At 44.1% G+C, this 21,500-nt stretch carries 18 protein-coding genes and 1 riboswitch; of the genes, 7 read left to right on the forward strand and 11 right to left on the reverse strand.

Going from position 1 to position 21,500, the window contains the following annotated elements; all coding sequences use genetic code 11:
* The first annotated feature begins 159 nt into the window (after positions 1-159).
* A complete protein-coding gene (locus NX903_RS16230) occupies positions 160-1,107 on the forward strand; it encodes an iron-hydroxamate ABC transporter substrate-binding protein (protein ID WP_086344307.1) in 948 nt (315 codons plus the stop codon).
* Positions 1,108-1,393: 286 nt separating this feature from the next.
* Here NX903_RS16230 and NX903_RS16235 read toward each other — a convergent pair whose 3' ends face one another.
* Together NX903_RS16235 and sspJ are read right to left on the reverse strand one after the other, a co-directional pair.
* Positions 1,394-2,803, reverse strand: a complete 1,410-nt coding sequence (locus NX903_RS16235) for an amino acid permease (protein WP_021480593.1) — start codon at positions 2,801-2,803, stop codon at positions 1,394-1,396.
* Positions 2,804-2,906: 103 nt separating this feature from the next.
* Positions 2,907-3,086, reverse strand: a riboswitch (Lysine riboswitch).
* A 116-nt stretch (positions 3,087-3,202) separates the two neighbouring features.
* Positions 3,203-3,343, reverse strand: coding sequence for a small acid-soluble spore protein SspJ (gene sspJ / locus NX903_RS16240; protein WP_003221612.1), 141 nt, complete (start codon positions 3,341-3,343; stop codon positions 3,203-3,205).
* A gap of 166 nt (positions 3,344-3,509) precedes the next feature.
* Between sspJ and NX903_RS16245 the strand changes: the two genes are divergently transcribed.
* Together NX903_RS16245 and NX903_RS16250 are read left to right on the forward strand one after the other, a co-directional pair.
* Entirely contained in the window at positions 3,510-3,992 is a 483-nt protein-coding gene (locus tag NX903_RS16245; protein WP_003228444.1) for a metal-dependent hydrolase, read from the forward strand.
* A 99-nt stretch (positions 3,993-4,091) separates the two neighbouring features.
* On the forward strand, positions 4,092-5,945 hold the full coding sequence (locus NX903_RS16250) for an LTA synthase family protein (RefSeq protein ID WP_086344308.1): 1,854 nt from the start codon (positions 4,092-4,094) through the stop codon (positions 5,943-5,945).
* Between the two features lie 28 nt (positions 5,946-5,973).
* Here NX903_RS16250 and NX903_RS16255 read toward each other — a convergent pair whose 3' ends face one another.
* Positions 5,974-6,900, reverse strand: coding sequence for a substrate-binding domain-containing protein (locus NX903_RS16255; protein ID WP_086344623.1), 927 nt, complete (start codon positions 6,898-6,900; stop codon positions 5,974-5,976).
* 110 nt (positions 6,901-7,010) lie between these two features.
* Here NX903_RS16255 and modA point away from each other — a divergent pair, with 110 nt between their 5' ends.
* Both modA and modB read left to right on the forward strand, forming a co-directional pair.
* Positions 7,011-7,790 carry a molybdate ABC transporter substrate-binding protein gene (gene modA / locus NX903_RS16260; RefSeq protein ID WP_041850544.1) on the forward strand — a complete coding sequence of 260 codons (780 nt, stop codon included), beginning with the start codon at positions 7,011-7,013 and terminating at the stop codon, positions 7,788-7,790.
* Positions 7,765-8,457 carry a molybdate ABC transporter permease subunit gene (modB, locus tag NX903_RS16265; protein WP_121517036.1) on the forward strand — a complete coding sequence of 231 codons (693 nt, stop codon included), beginning with the start codon at positions 7,765-7,767 and terminating at the stop codon, positions 8,455-8,457. Before modA ends, modB begins: the two co-directional genes overlap by 26 nt.
* Positions 8,458-8,487: 30 nt before the next feature.
* On the opposite strand, the gene pgoN is transcribed toward modB, so the two are convergent.
* The gene (pgoN, locus tag NX903_RS16270; protein WP_041850543.1) at positions 8,488-9,318 is read right to left on the reverse strand and encodes a glyoxal/methylglyoxal reductase; all 831 of its coding nucleotides are present in this window, start codon (positions 9,316-9,318) and stop codon (positions 8,488-8,490) included.
* 222 nt (positions 9,319-9,540) lie between these two features.
* On the opposite strand from pgoN, the gene yvgO reads away from it, so the two are divergent.
* On the forward strand, positions 9,541-10,026 hold the full coding sequence (yvgO, locus tag NX903_RS16275; protein ID WP_003243913.1) for a stress response protein YvgO: 486 nt from the start codon (positions 9,541-9,543) through the stop codon (positions 10,024-10,026).
* A gap of 42 nt (positions 10,027-10,068) precedes the next feature.
* Here yvgO and NX903_RS16280 read toward each other — a convergent pair whose 3' ends face one another.
* From NX903_RS16280 to helD, 4 genes are all read right to left on the reverse strand, one after another.
* Positions 10,069-12,081 (reverse strand): Na+/H+ antiporter, encoded by a 2,013-nt coding sequence (locus NX903_RS16280; protein WP_086344309.1) that lies wholly within the window; start codon positions 12,079-12,081, stop codon positions 10,069-10,071.
* Positions 12,082-12,336: 255 nt separating this feature from the next.
* Entirely contained in the window at positions 12,337-14,052 is a 1,716-nt protein-coding gene (cysI, locus tag NX903_RS16285; protein WP_086344310.1) for an assimilatory sulfite reductase (NADPH) hemoprotein subunit, read from the reverse strand.
* 25 nt (positions 14,053-14,077) lie between these two features.
* Entirely contained in the window at positions 14,078-15,895 is a 1,818-nt protein-coding gene (locus NX903_RS16290; RefSeq protein WP_086344311.1) for an assimilatory sulfite reductase (NADPH) flavoprotein subunit, read from the reverse strand.
* A 170-nt stretch (positions 15,896-16,065) separates the two neighbouring features.
* Positions 16,066-18,390 carry a DNA helicase IV gene (gene helD / locus NX903_RS16295; RefSeq protein ID WP_086344312.1) on the reverse strand — a complete coding sequence of 775 codons (2,325 nt, stop codon included), beginning with the start codon at positions 18,388-18,390 and terminating at the stop codon, positions 16,066-16,068.
* A gap of 578 nt (positions 18,391-18,968) precedes the next feature.
* Between helD and NX903_RS16300 the strand changes: the two genes are divergently transcribed.
* Positions 18,969-19,403 (forward strand): hypothetical protein, encoded by a 435-nt coding sequence (locus tag NX903_RS16300; protein WP_108029096.1) that lies wholly within the window; start codon positions 18,969-18,971, stop codon positions 19,401-19,403.
* Positions 19,404-19,507: 104 nt separating this feature from the next.
* On the opposite strand, the gene NX903_RS16305 is transcribed toward NX903_RS16300, so the two are convergent.
* The 3 genes from NX903_RS16305 to bdbD form a co-directional block, all read right to left on the reverse strand.
* Positions 19,508-20,119, reverse strand: a complete 612-nt coding sequence (locus NX903_RS16305) for a trimeric intracellular cation channel family protein (protein WP_003228419.1) — start codon at positions 20,117-20,119, stop codon at positions 19,508-19,510.
* 186 nt (positions 20,120-20,305) lie between these two features.
* Positions 20,306-20,722: a disulfide oxidoreductase gene (locus tag NX903_RS16310; RefSeq protein WP_003228417.1), complete on the reverse strand. Its 417-nt coding sequence runs from the start codon at positions 20,720-20,722 to the stop codon at positions 20,306-20,308.
* A gap of 4 nt (positions 20,723-20,726) precedes the next feature.
* Positions 20,727-21,395 carry a disulfide bond formation protein BdbD gene (gene bdbD / locus NX903_RS16315; RefSeq protein ID WP_086344314.1) on the reverse strand — a complete coding sequence of 223 codons (669 nt, stop codon included), beginning with the start codon at positions 21,393-21,395 and terminating at the stop codon, positions 20,727-20,729.
* Between the last annotated feature and the right edge of the window lie 105 nt (positions 21,396-21,500).

Consider the following 21,500-nt stretch of genomic DNA (forward strand, 5'->3'; position numbering starts at 1 on the left):
TCAGTATATCACTTTTTTCAGCTGATTTAATAGAGTGTTTTGAACAAAAATGAAAATGCATTTGCAAAAATATCGTGTCAACCGGCACTTGCAGTGGTATAATCACAGATGATAATGATTCTCTTTTTCATTTATTTTTTTAGAAAGAAGGTATGAGATATGACCCATATATACAAGAAACTCGGAGCCGCGTTTTTTGCCCTGTTATTGATTGCAGCGCTGGCAGCCTGCGGGAATAACTCAGAAAGCAAAGGTTCTGCCTCTGATTCAAAAGGCGCAGAAACCTTTACATACAAGGCTGAAAACGGAAATGTAAAAATCCCGAAGCATCCTAAACGGGTGGTTGTCATGGCAGACGGCTATTACGGCTACTTCAAAACACTCGGCATCAACGTTGTCGGTGCGCCTGAGAATGTATTTAAAAACCCTTACTACAAAGGAAAAACTGACGGCGTCGAAAACATCGGAGACGGCACTTCGGTTGAAAAGGTCATTGATTTGAACCCTGACCTGATTATCGTCTGGACAACACAGGGCGCTGATATTAAAAAGCTTGAAAAAATTGCGCCGACTGTCGCAGTAAAATACGATAAGCTCGACAACATCGAACAGCTGAAAGAATTTGCAAAAATGACGGGAACTGAAGATAAAGCTGAAAAATGGCTGGCCGAGTGGGATAAAAAAGTTGCGGCCGCTAAAACAAAAATCAAAAAAGCGGTTGGTGACAAAACCATTTCCATTATGCAAACGAACGGAAAAGACATTTACGTATTTGGTAAAGACTTTGGAAGAGGCGGAAGCATCATTTACAAAGACCTCGGCCTGCAGGCTACAAAGCTGACAAAAGAAAAAGCCATTGACCAGGGGCCAGGTTATACAAGTATTTCATTAGAGAAGCTCCCTGATTTCGCCGGAGATTACATTTTCGCGGGCCCATGGCAATCAAGCGGTGATGATGGCGGCGTATTTGACAGCTCCATTTGGAAGAACCTGAATGCCGTTAAAAATGGCCATGTATACAAGATTGATCCGATTGGCTTCTATTTCACAGACCCGATTTCATTAGAAGGACAACTGGAGTATATTACGGAAAGCTTGACTAAATAAACAAAAGAGCCGCCTGTCCGCGGCTCTTTTGTTTATTTATAAGGAACGGCTCAATTTGAATCATATCGGATATTTTCTTTGAGCCATTCATATTAAGCTGCATCCTCAACACGATCAGTTTTTTTATGCTGGAGAGACTGAAAAACGTTTTTTGCATATTCGATTGTGCCTTAAGGTTTTTCTTTCGATTTCAGCTTTCCTGTCAGCTAGGTTAACGAACGGATTCCTAACAGGAGAAATTGTGATTTTATAAAAAAGACACCTGAGCAAATCAGGTGTCTTTTCATTATGCTTGTTTTTCTTTCTGGAACTTTTTACTCACAAATGGATAAACGATCAAGCCGACAAAGAATAAACCGATGCCGAGGATAAATGTCGTTAAATCTGCTGTGCCTGTTACGATAACAAACACGGAGTATGCACACGCCAGTATCGCGATCAATCCGTCTCTTACACGGGAGCCTTTCAGCTGGTCATACGTTTCACCTTTGATGACTACCTTCAAGCTGTAGATTGCAGATACCAGATACGGAATTAAATATGCGAGTGTAGCCGCTGTCGTTAAAAATGTAAATGCGTCACTTATTGTCCGGGAAATAACCGAGAAAATGAAGACCTGTGACATGACGTTTGTAATAATGAGTGCAATGACCGGACTTCCCTTTTTATTCGTTTTTGCAAAAAATGCCGGGAAATCTCCTGCTTTAGCGGCTTGGTATGGCACCTCAGAGCCAAGCAAAATCCAGCCGAGCATCGTTCCGAATAAACAAAGGATAGCCAAAAGCGCCATAATCACGCTTCCCGCGTTTCCAACAATCGCATAGAGTACATCAACAAATGGTTTTTCAGAGCCGACAAGCTTATCATGCGGCAGAACACCCATCGTAATTAAAGTCACAATAATATATATGCTCAAGGCAATCAGCAAGCCGGTAATTGTCGCACGTTTCACATCACGCTGAGAGCGCGCACGGCCGGACAGGATCACCGCGGATTCAATTCCGACAAACGCCCACAGTGTAGAAATCGCGGCGTTATGAACCTGGCCGCCAATTCCAATGCTTGTGCCGTTTTCTCCTTGAACCGGGAAATAAAAATGACCGAATAATGTCGTTTGAAACACAAACAAACCGGCAACGATAAAGAAGACAAAACCTAATACTTTAGAAAGCGTTGTGACAAAGTTTAATTTACTTGCGCCGTTAATGCTGGCAACAAGAATCGCGTGCGTTCCCCATAACAAGATCGTACATACGGCAAACGTCAGTAATTGGCCGAGTGTCACCTCTTGCCCGCCGATCGAAAACATCTCACGTTTATCAACCAAGATCGGGAAGAACGAAGTCAAGTAACCGGCGAGACTTGTGATGATCGCCACGTTGCTGATCCAGCTCGCCACCCAGTAGCCCCACACCATTGTGAAACCGGCAGCGTTGCCTTTTTTCGGGTCAGAAAACAGCGCTCTTGCATAACTTTGCGGTCCCGCTGTCAGTTCAGGCTTGCGAATGGACAAGTGTCCGAACACAAGTGCAATCATCAGCACGCCGGCACCTGTCAAAAGCCAGGCGGACGTAGCTCCAAACGGACTCGCAATTGAAGCAAGCGAGCTCGGCAAGGAGAAAATTCCTGATCCAACCATATTTCCAACGACAAACGCCGTTAATAACCAAAAACCCCATTTTTTTGTCTGTTCCATTCCAGTACCTCCATGATTCTTTGTACGGACCAGACCCCGAGATCATATAAACGCAAAAAAAGCCTGAACAAAAGTCCATGCTTAAAGAAACACACACCCTTGATCTCCGGATAGCCCTCCGCGAAAAAGCACGCGGCAGTCCTGCACTTATTCAGATACAGTCCCAGCATAGAGAAGGATCGGCTTTCTCCACACTTCGGCGCTGATGCCTTTTACACATGTTTAACAGCCCCTGTCAGCCTGGCATGTGTGACTTATCATCCGCGCAACCTCTACCTCACTGAGAAAGAGTGAGGATTTAATTATTCAGTTACTCCCAGAAGGTTATCAAAGAAAGGATGATCTGTCAAAGGGAACAGATGGAAAATACGGATAGGGCCAAGCCCTATCCGCATGTGATTATCGATTATTTTTCTTTTTTTGCACAGCTTCTTGAAGCGGATCATCTTTTAGAGCTGAACCAGCATCTTCAAGAGCTCCTTGGATTACGTTTTTTTCTTTTTCGGAACGTTTTCCTTTATCTTTATTAAAGAAACCCATTCGTATCACCTCTTTTAAAAAATAGGTACATGTTTAAGATGCCTCTTTTATGAAAAATTATGCGGGATATTTTTTATCGTCCAAAGTCCTGTTGATCAAACTTACATTCTCTTGATATATTTGTAATTCAGAGATTTTTTGCAAAAGATAAAAGGAGAAGCGGCAAATGACAGGAAAAACACACATCATGGGAGGCATCGCTTCTTGTACGGCAGCGGCTTATTATTATGGATTTGATCCAGTGCTTATGGCTGCGTCAGGCGCGGTTGGAGCATTAATACCCGATATCTGCCACACACAAAGCAAAATCGGGAGAAAATTTCCTATTTTATCGAAAGTGGTCAGCTCCGTTTTTGGCCATCGTACATTTACACACAGCTTGCTGTTTATGCTCATCATGTTTTTTATCACTTCTACATACATTCCAGATAAAAACATATCAGCCGGCCTGATGATCGGAATGGCAAGCCACTTGATTCTTGACGCTTGGACGGTGAACGGAATCAAATTATTATTCCCTTCAACGATCCGCGTTCGGCTTCCATTATATATGAAGACAGGCAGTTTTTCTGAGCAGCTCGTGCTAGCTGGCCTGACCCTTGCTTCATGTTACTACTTTTATATGCTGTTTCATGGGCGCATGTTTTAAACATGAGTGCTGAGACTTGTCTGAACCGGCTGTTTTTAGTAGGTTTTACTTAAGAAGCATTTCATGCAGATGATCAAGAAAACGCGAGGAGTCATATTGATGAAAGGAACCTTTTTTCACAATCAGCGGTTTTTATGTTTTTCGATCTTATTTATGTGGATCAAAACGTATGTGATATATAAACTCGGCTTTGATTTGCAAATCGATACTCTGTTGGAGGAGCTAATGCTGCTGGTCAACCCGCTCAGCTTTATTCTTCCTTTATTCGGGATCGGCCTGTTTCTAAAAGAAAACAAGCAGCGGGCCTTTTTGCTGATTGCCAATTTGGTTCTGACTGTCATCTTGATCTCTAATACGATTTTTTACGGCTTTTATATCGATTTTATTACCATCCCGGTTTTATTTCAGGCCAGCAACATGAGCGATATGGGCAGCAGTGTAAAAGAACTGTTCCATCCTCTGTTTATCGCCCTGTTTGTGGATTTGGTTTTTCTGCTGCTGTTCGCCAGAAAAACCAAACACCCACAGACAAAAGCCGCTCCCCGCACGATCAAACGGTACTATGCAGCTTCCTGCGGCATGCTTTTATGCACACTGGCACTTGCAGAAGTACAGCAGCCGAAGCTTTTGGCACATTCTTTTGACCGGGAAATGCTAGTCAAAAGCATCGGTCTGTTTCAGTTCCATATTTACGATACAATTTCTCAGACTGTTAATATCAGCGCGAAAGCTTTTGCCGATGAAGACAGTATAACTGCCATTAAAAACTACACAGAGGCTGATTACAGCAAGCCTGATCAAAGCAAATTCGGCCTTGCAAAGGGGCGCAATGTCATCTTTGTAACACTTGAGTCGACCCAAAGCTTTGTTCTGAATGAAAAAGTAAATGGAAAAGAAATTACACCATTTATGAATGATCTCATTAAAAAAAGCTATTCCTTTGATCATTTCTATCAGCAAACAGAACAAGGCAAAACATCAGATTCAGAATTTATCGTCGCTAATTCACTGTATCCTTCCCTTAGCGGCGCCGTCTTTTTCACGAAAAGCGACCATCAATTTCATACAATGTATAAATCGTTGAAACAGCACGATTATTATTCAGCCGTCTTTCACGCTAACCATAAAACATTTTGGAACAGAGATGTCATGTACGATACATTTGGCATTGACCGCTTTTATGATGTTGATGATTTTCACGTCACTCCCGGGACATCGACAAACTGGGGCTTAAAAGACAAAGAATTTTTAGAGCAGTCCGCCGAAAAGCTGAAAAGCCTGCCGCAGCCGTTCTACAGCAGTTTTATCACGTTAACGAATCATTTTCCGTTTGAGATTGATGAAAAGGATCAGCTGATAGATGAATTCGATTCAAGCAGTGATCTGTTAAACCGCTATGTGACCACGGTTCGCTATGAGGATGAAGCATTGAAGCATTTTATCAAAAAACTGAAGGACGAAGGCTTATACGAAAATTCGATGATCGTATTTATGGGAGATCATTACGGCATTTCTGAAGCCCATAACGAGGCAATGGCTGAGTTTTTAGGGAAAGACGAAATCACACCGTATGACAACGTTCAGCTCCAGCGGGTGCCGTTTATCATACATATCCCGGGAATCACCGATCAACAGCCGGAAACCATCTCTGATGTTGGCGGGCAAGTCGACGTCAGACCGACACTGATGCATTTACTCGGCGTTGAGACAAAAGGCGATATCCAATTCGGCAATGATTTGCTGTCCAGCGACCGCACCCCATTCGCCGTTCTGCGAAACGGCAGCTTTATTACGAACGATTATATATACACAAAGAACACGTGCTATAGCCAAAAAACAGGTGAAGTGCTGGAAAATCAGGATGCGTGCCTCCCTTATAAGGAGAAAGCAAACGAAGAACTGTCTCTCTCTGATAAAATTTTAAATGGTGACCTGCTCAGGTTTTCCGAATGAAAAAAATCCCTCTATCAAGAGGGATTTTTTACGTTTCCAATATCACCTTGCCAGTCAGCTTTGTTTCATAGCCGTTTAAATGAGACAAATTCGCCTTGTATTCCTCAGAATTCAAAATCTCCTTCACGGCCTTCAGCAGCTGCTCATGTTTTTTCAAAACGACGATATCATATTGTTCGTCGATGAGCGGGATAAAATCAACACTGCCCATATGTGCCGCGTGCTGTGCCCCGATTCCCGCGTCAGCCTGTCCGCTTGAAACTTGTGAAGCAGCAGCGTAATGATCAGTCACGATATCGCTATATCCCACTACATCAGCTGGATTCATACCAAGCAAGCCAAGCTGTTCATCAAGGAGCACCCTTGCGCCAGAACCCTTTTCCCTGTTGATGATCCGGATATCGGTTCTTTCCAAGTCCTTCCAGCCTTGAATATTTTTCGGATTCCCTTTTTTCACATACAGTCCTGCTTTGCGGAGAACGACATTGAGGAGACAAAACGGTTCACCTGTCAAAATCCGTTTTACATAAGGAGCGTTATACTGGCCCGTTTCAGCATCGTACAAATGGAGGCTGACAATGTCACACTTGCCTTGATACATATCAATCAGGCTGTTTAAGCTTCCTTTGTATTTACGGAGCGGCGTCTCCTGAATGGCATTCTCCAAATGCTTGCTGAGAAGATCCATCGAAATGTCCTGTCCGCTGATCATGACATTCCGTCTGTCGTCCGGCTCAGCCTCCTGCACCTGTTTCGGCGCTTCTGTTGCAGCGATGGGCTGAGACATTCTCATATTCGTTTTATATTGCTTTAAATCTTCTTCATCCACACGCATCTGCCTTCCGACACGATAAGCAGGCAGCACGCCTTTTTTAATCAAATCATAAACGGTCAGCTTTGATACCTTCAGCAGACCTGCAACTTCTTCTATCGTATAGGAAGAGGTTTCATTCATCATCATCACTCTCCTATTTTATTATACCTTTTCGTCCAATGTAAAAAAACCCACATAAACCAAACATAATCAGTTATAATTAGTTATATCTAATGATAAGGGGTGCAATCATGTTTAAGAAGTATTCTATTTTCATCGCAGCCTTAACTGCTTTTCTCCTTGCAGCGGGCTGTTCTTCAAACCAGTCTTCAACGGACAGCGAGAAAAAAGTAACGTTAACCATCTCAGCTGCCGCCAGCGCGCAGGATGCACTTGAGGAAATCCAAAAAAATTATGAAAAAGAGCATCAAAATATTACCATCCAAGATAACTATGGCTCATCCGGCGCCTTGCAAAAACAGATTTCTCAAGGAGCAGGAGCAGATCTGTTCTTCTCAGCTGCTGAGGATAAATTTAAAAAGCTGGTGGATGATGGAGATATCGCAAAAAAAGACAGCACTGATTTAGTCGGTAATGAAATTGTGCTGGTCGTACCGAAAAACGGAGATTCACCTGTGACAAGCTTCAGCAATCTGGCTGAATCAGAAAAAATCGCCCTTGGCACTCCGGAATCCGTACCGGCAGGAGCTTATGGGAAAGAATCACTGACAAAGCTGTCTTTATGGGACAAAGTGAAGGATAAAATTGTGTATGGAAAAGACGTTCGCCAAGTTCTTTCTTATGTTGAAACCGGCAATGTAGACGCAGGTATTGTTTATAAAACAGATGCCCTGGTCTCGAAAAAGGTCAACATTATTGACGAGGCAAAAGCAGATACACACAGCCCAATTGTCTATCCGTTAGGAATCGTAAAAGATACAAAACACCGTAAGGAAGCGAAGGAATTTTACGAATACCTGCAATCTGATGAAGCAATGAAAGTATTTGAGAAATATGGCTTTACTGCCTAGTAGCATAAGCGCTTCAGAATTTTTCACACCCGTTGCGCTTTCCTTTCAGGTGGCGGCAGTTGCCGGAATTGTTGTCATTATTCTCGGAACACTTGCTGGAGCATGGATGTCACGGGCATCATTTTTCGGAAAAACGGCACTCGAAACATGTTTTATGCTTCCGCTCGTTCTTCCGCCTACTGTTGTCGGTTTTATTTTGATCGTCATTTTCGGAAAGCACAGCTTCATCGGACAAGCCATCGAGTGGATTTTCCAGCAGCCTGTCATTTTCACCTGGTGGGCCGCTGTGATCGCCTCGGCTGTTGTAGCCTTTCCGCTTATGTATCAATCAGCCAAAACCGGATTTGCTGACATTGATCCCGATATACAAGGTGCGGCAATGGTAGACGGCGCTAGCAGATGGAAAGTGTTTATCCATATCTCCGTCCCGCTTGCCTATCCTTCGTTACTGACCGGAAGCATCCTCAGCCTTGCGCGGGCGCTCGGAGAATTTGGCGCAACACTCATGTTTGCAGGAAACATCCCCGGTGTTACGCAAACACTGCCGACGGCGATATATGTCGCATTGGATTCCGGCAACAATACCCTTGCTTGGGCGTGGGTCGTCTGTATTGTTGTCATTTCCTTTTTGATGCTGTTTTTCATTCAACAGAAAAAAACGCACTAAAAAAACTCCCCATAACGGGGAGTTTTTTGATTAAAACAGAAGCTCATCAGGATTTGGGCCGACACGCTCATCTTTATTTAATGCGTCAATTTTGTCCATGTCTTCTTGAGACAATTCGAAATCAAAAATATCAGCGTTTTCGATGATACGGTGTTCTTTAATGGATTTTGGAATGGTTACAACTTCATGCTGCAGATCCCAGCGCAAAATCACTTGAGCCACAGATTTATTGTGTTTTTCAGCAATCTGTGTCAGCACTTCGTTATCCAAAAGCTGTCCCTGCATGAGCGGAGACCACGCTTCCAGCTGAATGCCTTGCGCTTTGCAGTAATCTCTTAATTCTTTTTGCGTCAAACGAGGGTGAAATTCAACTTGGTTCACCATCGGTTTGATTTCAGCATCTTTCAACAGCTCTTCTAAATGATGAACTTGGAAGTTGCTGACGCCGATCGCGCGAATTTTGCCATCTTTGTACAGCTTTTCAAGCGCGCGCCATGTATCTTTATATTTATCTTTGCCAGGCCAATGGATCAAATATAAATCTAAGTAATCAAGCTGTAATCTTTCCAGGCTTTTTTCAAAGGCAGCAAGCGTTGTTTCGTAGCCTTGATCTTCATTCCACACTTTTGATGTGATGAAGAGCTCTTCTCTTGACACACCGGATTCTTTAATCCCGATGCCAACGCCTTCTTCATTTTTGTAGATCGCTGCTGTATCAATACTGCGATAACCATTTTTAATTGCCGCTTTCACTGATTCAGTCGCTTCATTACCATTTTCTACTTTAAAAACACCCAGACCGAACCAAGGCATTTCAACTCCGTTATGTAACTTTACAGTATCTTTTAAACTTGTTGGCACTTGAACATCCACCCTTTCACTGAAATGTAAGCGTCTATATTATCTCACATTCCTCTCAGCCGATACCAATAATACGCTTAAGACCCTCTTTTTGCTTCTTTTTTCACAGCACAGGCAAATTCAAACACTATTTTTTTCCTATTTTAACAATATTGAGATTACAAATACATTGAGCAGGGTATGCGTGTAGTGTAACCAAATGAAAACAAAGGAGGAAACAACTTGAAACGTATTCGTATCCCAATGACACTTGCTCTTGGTGCCGCTTTGACAATTGCCCCTTTGTCCTTTGCTTCCGCTGAAGAAAATCCTGCTCCGAAGATGTCGCAGACAACTACTGCTGGAACAACTGCCGCTGATGTAGGTTTAAACGTCAACCTGGATGTACTTGGAATTGCCAACCAGATCGCTGATGCCATCAAATCCGCACAGAATAGGGATGGCTTTGTGAAAAACCTCATGGAGTCTTCCTTCTACGCGTCCGGCCAAAAATATAACGTCATGGTCTTTAATTTAAGCCAGGAATATGAAGATCATTTGAACGGTGTGCAATTTTACGGCTCAGCCGTTTACGACGGCATTACGTATGGCATTTGGGTATTTGAAGACGGAACCTTTACAAACAAAGGCGATGGCGGCTGGATCAACTGGGCCTTCAGAGGCTGGTTCGACCGGGATGGCAGCACTGTCGCATTTCATCGCCCTTAATAAAAAAAAGCTGGCGCTCTAACGCCAGCTTTTTTGCTGCATTTATTCGCCGCCTTCAAGCATGGCGGCTTCGACATCATTAATGTATTGGCGAAGCTCATGGGAGATGTCCCGGGAAATTTCTCTTTCCTCGAAAAGTGTTTGAATTTCATTTCTGATCGCCTGTACAGCCTTCAGCTTCACTTCCAGCTTCTGATTTTCAAAATGGGCGCTTGATTTCAGCTCATGATGGCTGTGCTCCAGCCTGAAAATTAACTGTTTATAGAATGTAATGACAGATAAAAACACTTCTTTATGCTCTTCCGTATTGTGTTTTTCCAGATATTCTATCGCTGCTTTTGCCGTTTTCACTCTTGTTGCCCGTATCAATCCCGCTTCATTTAAAATCGACATCTCCGGCTTTTTATGTTCACCGAAGAAAATCCAATACATCAGCCTCTTGAGCCTTGTTTTTGATAATCCGACTTTAAACGGGTTCGCATACAAAATTTCCAACTCGTTAAATCGTTCTTGCAGCACATTTGCTGTTTCTTCCGGGATGTCTCCCCGCTCCAGCATCTTCATCAGCGCCTCTTGCTCTGCCTTAACCCCTTGGGCACGGACTTTACGCTCGTGCTTTTTGATGCGATTAGACGATGTATATTGCTGAAAACGAAGATTTTTCATTTTCTCATTGTATTCAGCTATCACCGCAAGAGAGGCCGTTTTGTTTGTCTCATTCATGTCCTCTTTAATCGTTTGAAGGGCTGTTTTGATCAATTTGCGTCTCGCCGTCAGCAGCTTCTTGTTTCGTTCCTCGTCCTCTTCTTCTTTTTCAGTCAGAATCGGCAGCACAACGGTAGCAATGACAAGCGTGCATAAAATGACGCCGGCTGCTAAAAAGAGAATCAGATTTCTTTCCGGAAACGGCGTGCCGTCCTCCAGGAAATACGGAATGGAAAAAGAACCTGCAAGCGTTACTGCTCCACGCACACCGGAAATCGAAATTAACAGCGTCGAACGAAGACCCGGTTTATAGATGTTCTGATCTTTATTAAAGAACCATTTGCCGTTCCAGAAGAACAGCACCCACAGGAATCTCAGGAGCATTAACGTAAATGTGATGACTAGGATATAGCCGATCACCTTCATGTTGCTGATGGCAGTGTCGTTAAAGATAACAGAAATAACATCAGGGATTTGCGTGCCGAGAATAACGAAGACCAGGCCGTTCAAAATAAATAAAATAATGTTCCACGTACTTGAGGAGACGATTTGCAGCTTGATCATCGTAGATTCCAGACGATCCTGTTCAACCGCATGGGTAATACCGCCAGCCACAACAGCTAAAATGCCGGAAACGCCGATTTCTTCAGCTGCCAAATAAATCACAAACGGCGTCAGAATTTGAATCAGCATATGCATCGTGACATCCTGCATGCCAAGGCGGCGCAGAAATAGGCGAAAACGAATAATCAAAAATGAAATGACAACCCCGCACAGCAAGCCTCCGAGAGAAATAAAGACAAAGCTGACAGCCGCTTGTGCTAATGAAAATGCACCAGTCACTGCCGCTGCAATCGCAAACTTAAAGGCCACCAGACCTGATGCATCATTCATCAGCCCCTCACCTTCCAGCAGGCGAAGAATCCCTTTTGGCATTTTCACTCTTCCTGATAATGCGCTGACAGCGACGACATCAGTCGGTGAAAGAATGGCCGCAAGTCCAAAGGCCGCTGCCAGCGGAATAGCAGGAATCATCCAGTGAATCGTGTAGCCGCCTACAATCACAGTCGCAAATACAAGGCCGAGTGCAAGCAATAAAATCGGAGCCCTTAAATTCCAAAGCTCTGCCCGCGGTGTCCTCTTTCCATCATTAAATAGCAGAGGCGCGATAAACAGAACAAAAAACAATTCGGTATTTAATTCAAAATGAAGACCCTGTGGAAATGAGGCGGCAAGAATCCCAAGAGCCACTTGAATCAGCGGCACCGGAATAAACGGAATAAACCGGTTCACGATATTAGAAATCGCAATAATCGTTAATAATACGAGCACAACTAAAAATATGTCCAAATGCATGACCTCCTTCGTCTGTTGTGTGTCGGCATGATGAGCCAAAAAATCTGTTTGTCTAAAAGCCCTTGAGCTAGGGTGGCCTTGCATCCGCTATGTGGTTTCGCAGGAGTTCCCTCCACACTTGTCTTCTTTTATAGTACCCTTTTTAGGGTATTTTTTCTCATGATATGCTCACAGTGAACTTTTTTGCAGCAGAGCAAATTACAGAAAAAAGAGACAGGAAGCTATTCCCTGTCTCTCTTCTTAGTTTTCTCAATCATGAAAATTCGTACCGTCAGTTGTTGCTTTAATAATGCCCGCACGGATGACAAAGTCACCGAAATGCTCGCCTTCCTCGCGTTCTTTCGCATAGCGGGAAAGAAGGACGCGCAGCTCGCTTAAAATGTCTGCTTCACCGATGTTTTCACGATACATTTTGCTTAAACGGCTTCCGTCAAACGCAGCGCCAAGATACATATTATATTTGCCCGGCGCCTTTCCGATAAATCCGATCTCACCGAGCGCATGACGTGCGCAGCCGTTCGGGCATCCTGTCATGCGAATGGTGATTTCCTGATCACGAAGGCCATTTTCGTCAATAATCTCTTCAACCTTATCTAACAGGGTCGGCAAATAACGTTCTGCTTCAGCCATTGCCAATCCGCAGGTCGGAAGAGCGACGCATGCCATCGAGCTGCGGCGAAGCGCTGAATAATGCTTGCCGTCAGTTAGTCCGTACTGTTCAATTAAAGCACTGATTTCTTCTTTTTTATCGCTTGAAACGTTCGCAATCATTAAGTTCTGATTGGCCGTCAGCCGGAACTCGCCTGTATGAACTTTGGCGATTTCCCGCAAGCCCGTCATCAGCTTATAATCATCGTAATCCGTTATACGGCCGCCTTCGACAAACAGCGTGAAATGCCATTTATCCTCGATGCCTTCCACCCAGCCATAGCGGTCGCCGTTATGATCGAAATGATACGGCTTCGCTTCTTCCAGGCTCCAGCCGAGACGGTTTTCCAATTCTTCTTTTACGTTTTCTAAACCGAGGCGGTCAACTGTGTATTTGAACCGCGCATTTTTACGGACAGAACGGTTGCCGTAATCACGCTGAATCGTAATCGTTTTTTCAGCAACGTCATACATTTGCTCAGGCCGGCAGAATCCGATCACCTTGGCTAATTGCGGATATGTCGCAGTATCGCCATGCGTCATTCCCATACCGCCGCCGATTGCCACGTTAAAACCGATCAGCTTGCCATCCTCGACAATCGCAATGAATCCCAGATCTTGTGAAAAGACGTCAATATCATTAGACGGCGGAACGGCAATACCGATTTTAAACTTCCGCGGCAGATAGAGCGGTCCGTACATTGGCTCGACTTCTTCCTCCGGCGTGCCGGCAACTCTTTCCTCATCAAGCCAAATTTCATGATAGGCTCTCGTCCGCGGCAGCAGATCATCACTTAATTTTTTAGACCACTCGTATACCTCTGAGTGGATTTCAGATTGATAAGGGTTTGATGCACACATGACGTTACGGTTTACGTCTCCGCAGGCTGCGATCGTATCCAAAAGTGCTGAGTGGATCGTCTGAATGGTTTTCTTCATGTTCCATTTCAGAATCCCGTGCATTTGGAACGTTTCACGTGTCGTCAATTTTAATGTGCCGTTCCCGTATTTCTGGGACAGGTCATCCATGACAAGCCATTGTTCAGGCGTCGAGACGCCCCCTGGCATACGCACGCGCAGCATAAACTGATATGCGGGCTCAAGCTTCTGCTTTTGGCGTTCATTTCGGAGGTCCCGATCATCCTGCAAATAACTGCCGTGGTGTTTCATCAGGCGGTTATCATCATCCGGAATTCCGGCACTGATTCGATCGAGCATCACTTCTTTCAGCGTGCCGCGCAAATAATCACTTTCTTTTTTAATGCGTTCAACATCACTTGGAGAGCCGTCCGGTGCTTTTAGAATTTTGGTCACCATGTTGAAAAACTCCTTTCAAGTCAAATCAATATACATCACGCTGATAGCGTTTTTGCTGCTGCATATCGGCAAGATAAGCCTCCGCTTCTTCGCGGCTCATATTGCCTTCTTTTTCGATAATTTCAAGTAATGTGTGATGGACGTCATGCGCCATATGCTTTTCATCTCCGCAAATATAAACAGCCGCTCCTTCTTGAAGCCATTCAAACAATTCTGCGCTATGTTCAAGCATGCGGTGTTGCACATATACTTTTTCTTCCGTATCACGTGAGAACGCCACATCCATTTTTGTCAGCACACCGTCTTTGAGCCAATTCTGCCACTCTGTCTGGTAAAGGAAATCCGTGACAAAGTGCTGATCGCCAAAGAACATCCATGCCCTTCCTTCCGCTCCCGTCTCCTCACGCTCCTGCATAAAGGAACGGAAAGGTGCGACGCCTGTCCCAGGGCCCACCATGATAATCGGTGTTTCAGGGTCTTTCGGAAGCTTAAAGTTTTGATTGTGCTGTACATAAACCGGCAGTGTGTCACCCGGCTGCAGACGTTCCGCGCACAAAATCGAGCAGACGCCTTTTCGTTCACGGCCGTGCGCATCGTAGCGGACTGCGCCGATTGTTAAATGCACTTCATCCGGATTTGCGGATAAACTGCTTGCAATCGAATAAAGGCGGGCAGGCATTTTTCGCAAAATCGAGACAAACTCCTGCGCAGATACACTAAATGGGCCATAGTCACGGACGAGATCAAGCAAATCGCGCCCTTCAATATAGGCTTTTACATTCTCCTCATTTCCCGGGGCTAAAAGCTCTCTAAGCTCATCGTTCCCTGTCAGCTGGGCTGCCTGTTCAAGAAGCGGTTTTGTGAGAACGGTAATCTCATAGTGAGAAATCAGCGCTTCTTTCAGCGGACGGACATCACCTTGCTTATTAAGCGTCACAATTTCTTCCGGGTCCCAATTCATTTCCTTAAGGAGCAGCTCGACAAGTTCCGGATCGTTTTCCGGATAGACGCCGAGGCTGTCACCAGGCTCGTAAGTCAGGCCAGATCCTTCAAGAGACAGCTCCACATGACGTGTTTCTTTATTTGATCCTCTGCCGTTTAAATTTAAATTTTCTAACACTTCAGCCCGAAACGGGTTTGTTCTGGAATACGAAGACTCACCGGTTTGTGACGCAGCCGCCGACGCAGGCGCGGCGTTTCCGCCCCCAGCTTCATTTAATCCTTTCAATACACCCTCAAGCCATTCGGCTGCCGGTTCATCATAGTCAAGATCGCAATCAACGCGCGGAGAAATCCGTTTTCCGCCGAGTTCTTCTAAGCGCTGATCAAATTCTTTCCCTGTCTGGCAGAAAAATTCGTACGAACTGTCACCAAGCGCCAAAACGGAAAAGCGCAGGTCTTCAAGCTTAGGCGCCCGTCTTCCGTGCAGAAATTCATGAAACGACAGCGCGTTATCAGGCGGCTCGCCTTCTCCATGCGTACTGACGACGATTAAAAGATTGGTTACCTTCTTCAGCTGATTCGGCTTAAAATCGCTCATGGATGAGACGGTCACTTGAAAACCGCTCTGTTCAAGCTGCTTGCCGGCATTTTCTGCAAGCCCCTGTGCGTTTCCCGTCTGTGAACCATAAAGAACGGTCACTTCTTTTGAAACGGCCGGTGCCGGTGCTTCCGCAGACACAGCTGCCGCCGGCGTACCCGCAGTTTCTTGGACGGAAACAGATTGAGCGGATAAATATCCGCTCAGCCAGATTTTCTGGGATTCGGTCAAGGTCGGCAGAAGGCGGTTAAGGAGCTCTGCCTGCTCCTGATTAAACGGACTGTTCATTACCTGAAGTTGCAACGTATCCACCTCACAAAGTTATAAACTGATCGAAAATTGCATCTAATTGAACTTTACCGGAATACTAGGCTTAAGTAAAATATATTTACATGATGATAACTATTAAGAATCCTAATGATAAAACGGCTATGCTTCATGTAAATAGAAAAAAGAGAAGGACTCCCTTCTCTTCATTCAGCAATCTGATATAAGTGAGGCGGCACAGCGGTTACAAACGGACTGGCTTCACCTGTATAAAATACCGCCAGCATGTGCATCGCACGGGTGCACGCAGTATATAAAAGCCTACGGTCGTGCTCTGTATGATAGTGTTCTTCAGATGCATCATAGACAAGCACTGCGTCAAATTCAATTCCCTTTGCTAAATACACCGGAATCACGCAAACACCCTTTTGGAATGGTTGATTTTCTTTATGAATCAGGCGAACATCTGTATATTCACTCATGTGGGCGTGTGCCTGTATGCATTGCTGCGCTGTCTTGCAGATGACGGCTATTGTTTCGTGCCCTTTTTTCTTGAGCCGGCCAATTTCTTGCGCGAGCTTTTGGCAAAGGCTCTCATGTCCTTCAGTTTTGACAACGAGCGGCATTTCCCCGCTTCTATTAAACGGCTCAATATCCGCTCCATCTTGAAGCATCGCTTTGGTAAACTCGACAATCTGCCTTGTTGATCTGTATGTTCTCTTTAAACGAACATACTCAGCAGGCTCATCCTCAAAGCACGCATCCATACGCTGATCCCCGTTTATGGTATGCGCGTAGATGGACTGATTGATATCACCGAGCACTGTCATGCTGGCAGCCGGAAAAATGCTTCTCATGTAAGCCATCTGAAACGGTGAATAGTCCTGGGCTTCGTCAATAAATAGATGTTTGATCTTCGTATTTTTCTTTCTGCCCTCAATCAGATCCTGCATATAAAGAAACGGTGCTGCGTCCTCATAGAGCAATTTATTTTCTGCAAATGCCGATCGGGTCAGCTCTCCTATTGCCGCCATCTTCTCATGCTGAGATTTCCCTCCCCAGCCAGAAAACAATTGCAAATACAGCTGTGAAACATCAAGAAATGCAAGGAGCCTGACTGCCTGCTTGAGCGGTTTGAAAGCTTTTTTCACAATGATGGCGGCAAGCAGCTGCTGCTCTCTTTGATAATCGTTAAACGTACTCTCGCTGAACCGTTTCCTTTCTTGCAGTTTTTTGTACACGTCCAAGTAGTCCTCTTTGTCAAGCAGCTCAGCTTCATGAACGACCCAATCCTTTCGCCGTTCCTTTTTCTCAAGCTTGTTAAGCTCACTCAGCAGCCACTTCGCGGTTTGCTCCATCCGATTCGGAATGGAGTGATTTTGATCCAATGAGTAAAAATAGGATTGAATTTGCTCCTTTGTGATCAGCTTTTGTCCGCGGAATATGATATTTTTAAAAATCATCCCTTCAGAGGAAAGCCGTGTGACGTATTCATTAATGAATTGCTGAAAGGATAAACCCGCCTTCCATGTGATTCCCGCAAGCCTTGTTGGAAAATCACCTTCCTTAGTTTCGGTCAGGCAATATTCGAGCTGATCAAAGGGGCTTTCACATTTGAACTTGCGGCCAAGGCGATGCTCGATATATTCCTGAAACGTCGCCTGCTCCATATTCTCTTCTCCTAACTCAGGCAAAACAGAGGATACATAGCTGTTAAATAAGAAGTTGGGAGAAAACAAAACGATTTGTCCGGCATCAATGACGCCGCGGTGCCTGTATAACAAATAAGCGACACGCTGAAGCGCAGCCGATGTTTTCCCGCTGCCAGCCGCTCCCTGCACGATCAGGACCTTGCTTTTTTCATTACGGATAATCTGATTTTGTTCTTTCTGAATCGTAGACACGATGTTTTTCATTTGGGTATCGGAGTGATGGCTTAATACCTCTTGCAGCATTTCATCACCAATCGTCATATCGGTATTAAACATCGCCTTGAGAGTGCCGTTTTTGATCATAAACTGGCGTTTCAGCACCATTTCCCCTTCTATCGTTTCACCGGGCACCTCGTACTCCGCTTTTCCTGGGGAATAATTGTAGTACAAACTTGATATCGGCGCCCTCCAGTCATAAATCAGAAAGTGTTCCTCCTTCTCATCCAAACAGGAAGCTAAACCGATATAAATTCGCTCTGCCTGTTCCTCGCCGTTTTCAATAAAATCAATCCGGCCGAAATAAGGCGATTTTTTTAATTGATGAATTCGTTTGAGCTGCTGATCCATGCGCCGATGATTCTGTTCCCGATCAGACAACAGCTCTGCCTGCTGCTTAATGCTTGCCATCGTTTCAATCGCTTCATGGGCATCATCAAAATTAACCTTAACATCTTCCCAAAAGCTTTTTCTTAATCCGATGATATCATGCTTCAACCCGCCCGCAGACGTTTCCAGAAACCGCTCTTTTTTTTCGAGCTCCTGCAGCACCTCATCTATTCTCGACTGCTCTTCCTTCCATTCCTTATCCTGCTGATTCATGAACGGCACCTCCAGAAAATAGTTGACAAACATAGATGAAATACTGTAAAATATAATTGGATACATATATTAAATATATGATGAAAACTGGCAAAGACAATTTATCTTAGCACATTCACCCAATACCAATCAAGGTTTGGGTTATTTATATGCAGAAAAAACCGATTTCAACTCGAAATCGGTTTTTTCTCTTATGATTTCACATTGATCACTGTTGGACGTGCTTTTCTTAGGTTGCGAATCTTCTCTTTCATCAGTATCGATTCCTTATTCCATTCAATCTTCGATATAATATATCTTTTTCATTTTAAAAACACCGCAGAGCTTTACCGTATTTGTCTGTTCATCTAACGTGAAGAATGACTAAACTGGCTGTTATTGTCATCTTCCATAAAGCAACTACATCTCTGCTAGCGTATCTATAGTCGCAGTAAAATAGTCATTTTTCATCCAATTTCGACATATTTCAACAAATTGAAGTTTTTCATTTGGGAGAATAGGACGATGTTACATTATTTCTCTCGGTTTATGATATGAACATGAAGAAAGAACCAGAATTAGTTAGGAGGAAATACTCAGTGAAGAAAAAGCTATCTATGATGTTGCTGGCATTCGTCGTAGCCGTAACAAGTTTTACGGCTATTGACCTAGTAAACAACAAAGCGGAAGCTAAAGATTGGGTTAAAAAAGGTCAAATATGGAGTACTCATTACCATTCGGGCTCATTTAAAAACTATACTTACTCGCCAACTTTTCATATTTATTATCCAGGACAAGGAACTTGGGCCAACATTACAGCAAACGGATCAGGCAGCGGGAAAATTACAGCAACTCTGCAACAAAAGACAAATAAAGGCTGGAAAAATGTTAAAACTTTTTATGCAACGAAAAAAGGCTCTACAAATTTAAGTTACAAACAAGCTTCTAAAAGCTACAAAACAAAATACAGATTCAAATTCACTAACACAGGAACTAAAAAAACCATCAGCTATACCTTTTGGGCTACCTATTAATTTCAAATAGCTTTGTTCTGCGCGGTTTCGAAAAGGACTTTTTATTTGATCCCGGCAGGCTACCATAAAAGAAACCTCTCCATGACGGAGAGGTTTCTTTTATTTTACTGACTATCTAAGCGAAAAGAACGGTTTGGCAGCTTCCAATTAAACATATAGGAACAAACCCGGCAAACAACGAGCACGAAAAACAGAACGTATAAGCCGAACGAGTTTCCCAGCCAGCCCAAGCCGACGATTAAACCGCCGAGAGCCGCCCAGACTGCATAAATTTCTGCCTTCAGCACAAGCGGTTTGCGCCCGGCAAGAAGGTCGCGGATGATTCCGCCCCCGCTTCCCGTCAGCACAGCAGCCACGATCACGGCACTAAGCGGATGGCCCATTTTGACGGCATACAGTGCGCCTTGGATAGCAAAGGCAGCGAGGCCGATCGCATCTGATAAATTGCCCCACTTATTCCAATGCTTCAGCAGCAGCTTCGGAAACAGAAACACAATTGTAATAGATAAAAGCGCGATTTGAAAGTACGCTCCCTGCTCCCATAGCGCTGACACCGGAACGCCGATCAGCAAATTGCGGATCGCTCCTCCTCCAAAAGCTGTGACAATCCCTAATATATAAACTCCTAAAATATCATATTCCTCTTCCATCGCAACAATTGCGCCGCTGACTGCAAACGCAATGATGCCAATCACACTGAGCAGCTCCCAAGCCATTCTGATGACTCCCTTTTATGTTTGTTAAATTTTCTGACGACCTCTAGATTTTATAATCGCTCAAGGGTAAAATCAATAACATTTTCACGATAAAAAAAGATAAATTTTGAGGGAGTACACCAAACGCTATTGAGCGTGAGTTTTCGAGATAAAAAAAGCGCCCGGCATACGCGGGCGCTTTTTTTGTTATTCAGATTTTTCGCCTTTCAGCAGGCACATAAAAATGATAATCAGGATAAAAGCAATCAGGGCCAGGAATGGAATCGTAATAAAACCAAACCAGTTAATATATTGGCCCGAGCACGGCACGCCGCTGACACATGGCTTAATGCCGCTAAAACCGGGCACTTTTTGCTCTAAGTAATGCATGATCGAAATGAATGCCCCTATAATCGCCATCGGGAGCACATATTTTTTCACTCGTGTGTCCCCTTGAAAGGTGGCGATGCCTAAAATCAGGACGAGCGGATACATGAGGATACGCTGGTACCAGCACAGTTCACATGGGATAAACTTTCTGATTTCACTGAAATACAGGCTGCCCAGCATAGCGATAAGAGCCACAACCCAGGAAGCATATAAAAATACGATTCTATTTTTCATATCGTTACTTCCCTTTCAGCTCTTTTTCTATTGTCTCTTTGATTTCATCATAATCCGCAAAATTTTTGATCACTTTATCATTGACGTAAATCGTCGGTGTTGCCTGTATGTTCATTTTTTGATTAAGGTCAGAATCCTTTTCCACTTGAGAAGCGAATGTTTCCTTATCAAGATTTTCCTTGAGCGTCTCAGGTTTTATCTTTGTGGTGCTTTTTGCAAGATCACCAAGGAGGCCTGAGGTTACCCATTCCTGTTTCGTATCCGGCTGTTTTTCGAACAGCTTTTCATGGAAATCCCAGAAAGAGTCAGGGTCTTCCTTCCATACTTCTTCAGATGCAAGAGCCGCTAACCTTGAACCTTTTCCATGGAACATGACGTTCACGAAAGAAAATTTCACATCGCCCTTATCAATAAAGTCTTTTTGTATTTTTGGAAAGATATCACTGTTAAACACCTTGCAAGACGGACATTTGTAATCTCCGAATTCTACTACAGTTACCGGTGCATCGTCCTTGCCAAGCACAGGCTGCCCTTTGATAGACGGCTGTCCGGACACCGCATCATTGCCTTGTTCCGTTTTGTTATTAATGATGACAATGGCTGCTAGCAATACAACAACCACAACCGTAAGGATGACCGCGAATTTCGCAGAAGACTGCTGTTTCTTTTTCACTCCGACACCTCATCGTTTTAAAATTAAAAAAGAAGCGGATCGCAATTGACCCACTTCTTTATTTTAACAAGACAAGCGCTGATAAGAAAACCCCGAAAAAATGAA

This window comes from Bacillus sp. FSL R5-0576, from assembly GCF_038004765.1.
Lineage (GTDB): Bacteria > Bacillota > Bacilli > Bacillales > Bacillaceae > Bacillus > Bacillus subtilis.

Excerpts from the sequence above, each read along its gene's own strand:
- NX903_RS16250 (WP_086344308.1), top strand. The coding sequence starts at position 4,092 with ATGAAAGGAACCTTTTTTCACAATCAGCGGTTTTTATGTTTTTCGATC.
- sspJ (WP_003221612.1), bottom strand. The coding sequence starts at position 3,343 with ATGGGTTTCTTTAATAAAGATAAAGGAAAACGTTCCGAAAAAGAAAAA.
- NX903_RS16235 (WP_021480593.1), bottom strand. The coding sequence starts at position 2,803 with ATGGAACAGACAAAAAAATGGGGTTTTTGGTTATTAACGGCGTTTGTC.
- NX903_RS16255 (WP_086344623.1), bottom strand. The coding sequence starts at position 6,900 with ATGAATGAAACCTCTTCCTATACGATAGAAGAAGTTGCAGGTCTGCTG.
- cysI (WP_086344310.1), bottom strand. The coding sequence starts at position 14,052 with ATGGTGACCAAAATTCTAAAAGCACCGGACGGCTCTCCAAGTGATGTT.
- helD (WP_086344312.1), bottom strand. The coding sequence starts at position 18,390 with ATGAATCAGCAGGATAAGGAATGGAAGGAAGAGCAGTCGAGAATAGAT.
- NX903_RS16245 (WP_003228444.1), top strand. The coding sequence starts at position 3,510 with ATGACAGGAAAAACACACATCATGGGAGGCATCGCTTCTTGTACGGCA.
- NX903_RS16305 (WP_003228419.1), bottom strand. The coding sequence starts at position 20,119 with ATGGCTTGGGAGCTGCTCAGTGTGATTGGCATCATTGCGTTTGCAGTC.
- modA (WP_041850544.1), top strand. The coding sequence starts at position 7,011 with ATGTTTAAGAAGTATTCTATTTTCATCGCAGCCTTAACTGCTTTTCTC.
- NX903_RS16310 (WP_003228417.1), bottom strand. The coding sequence starts at position 20,722 with ATGAAAAATAGAATCGTATTTTTATATGCTTCCTGGGTTGTGGCTCTT.
- NX903_RS16230 (WP_086344307.1), top strand. The coding sequence starts at position 160 with ATGACCCATATATACAAGAAACTCGGAGCCGCGTTTTTTGCCCTGTTA.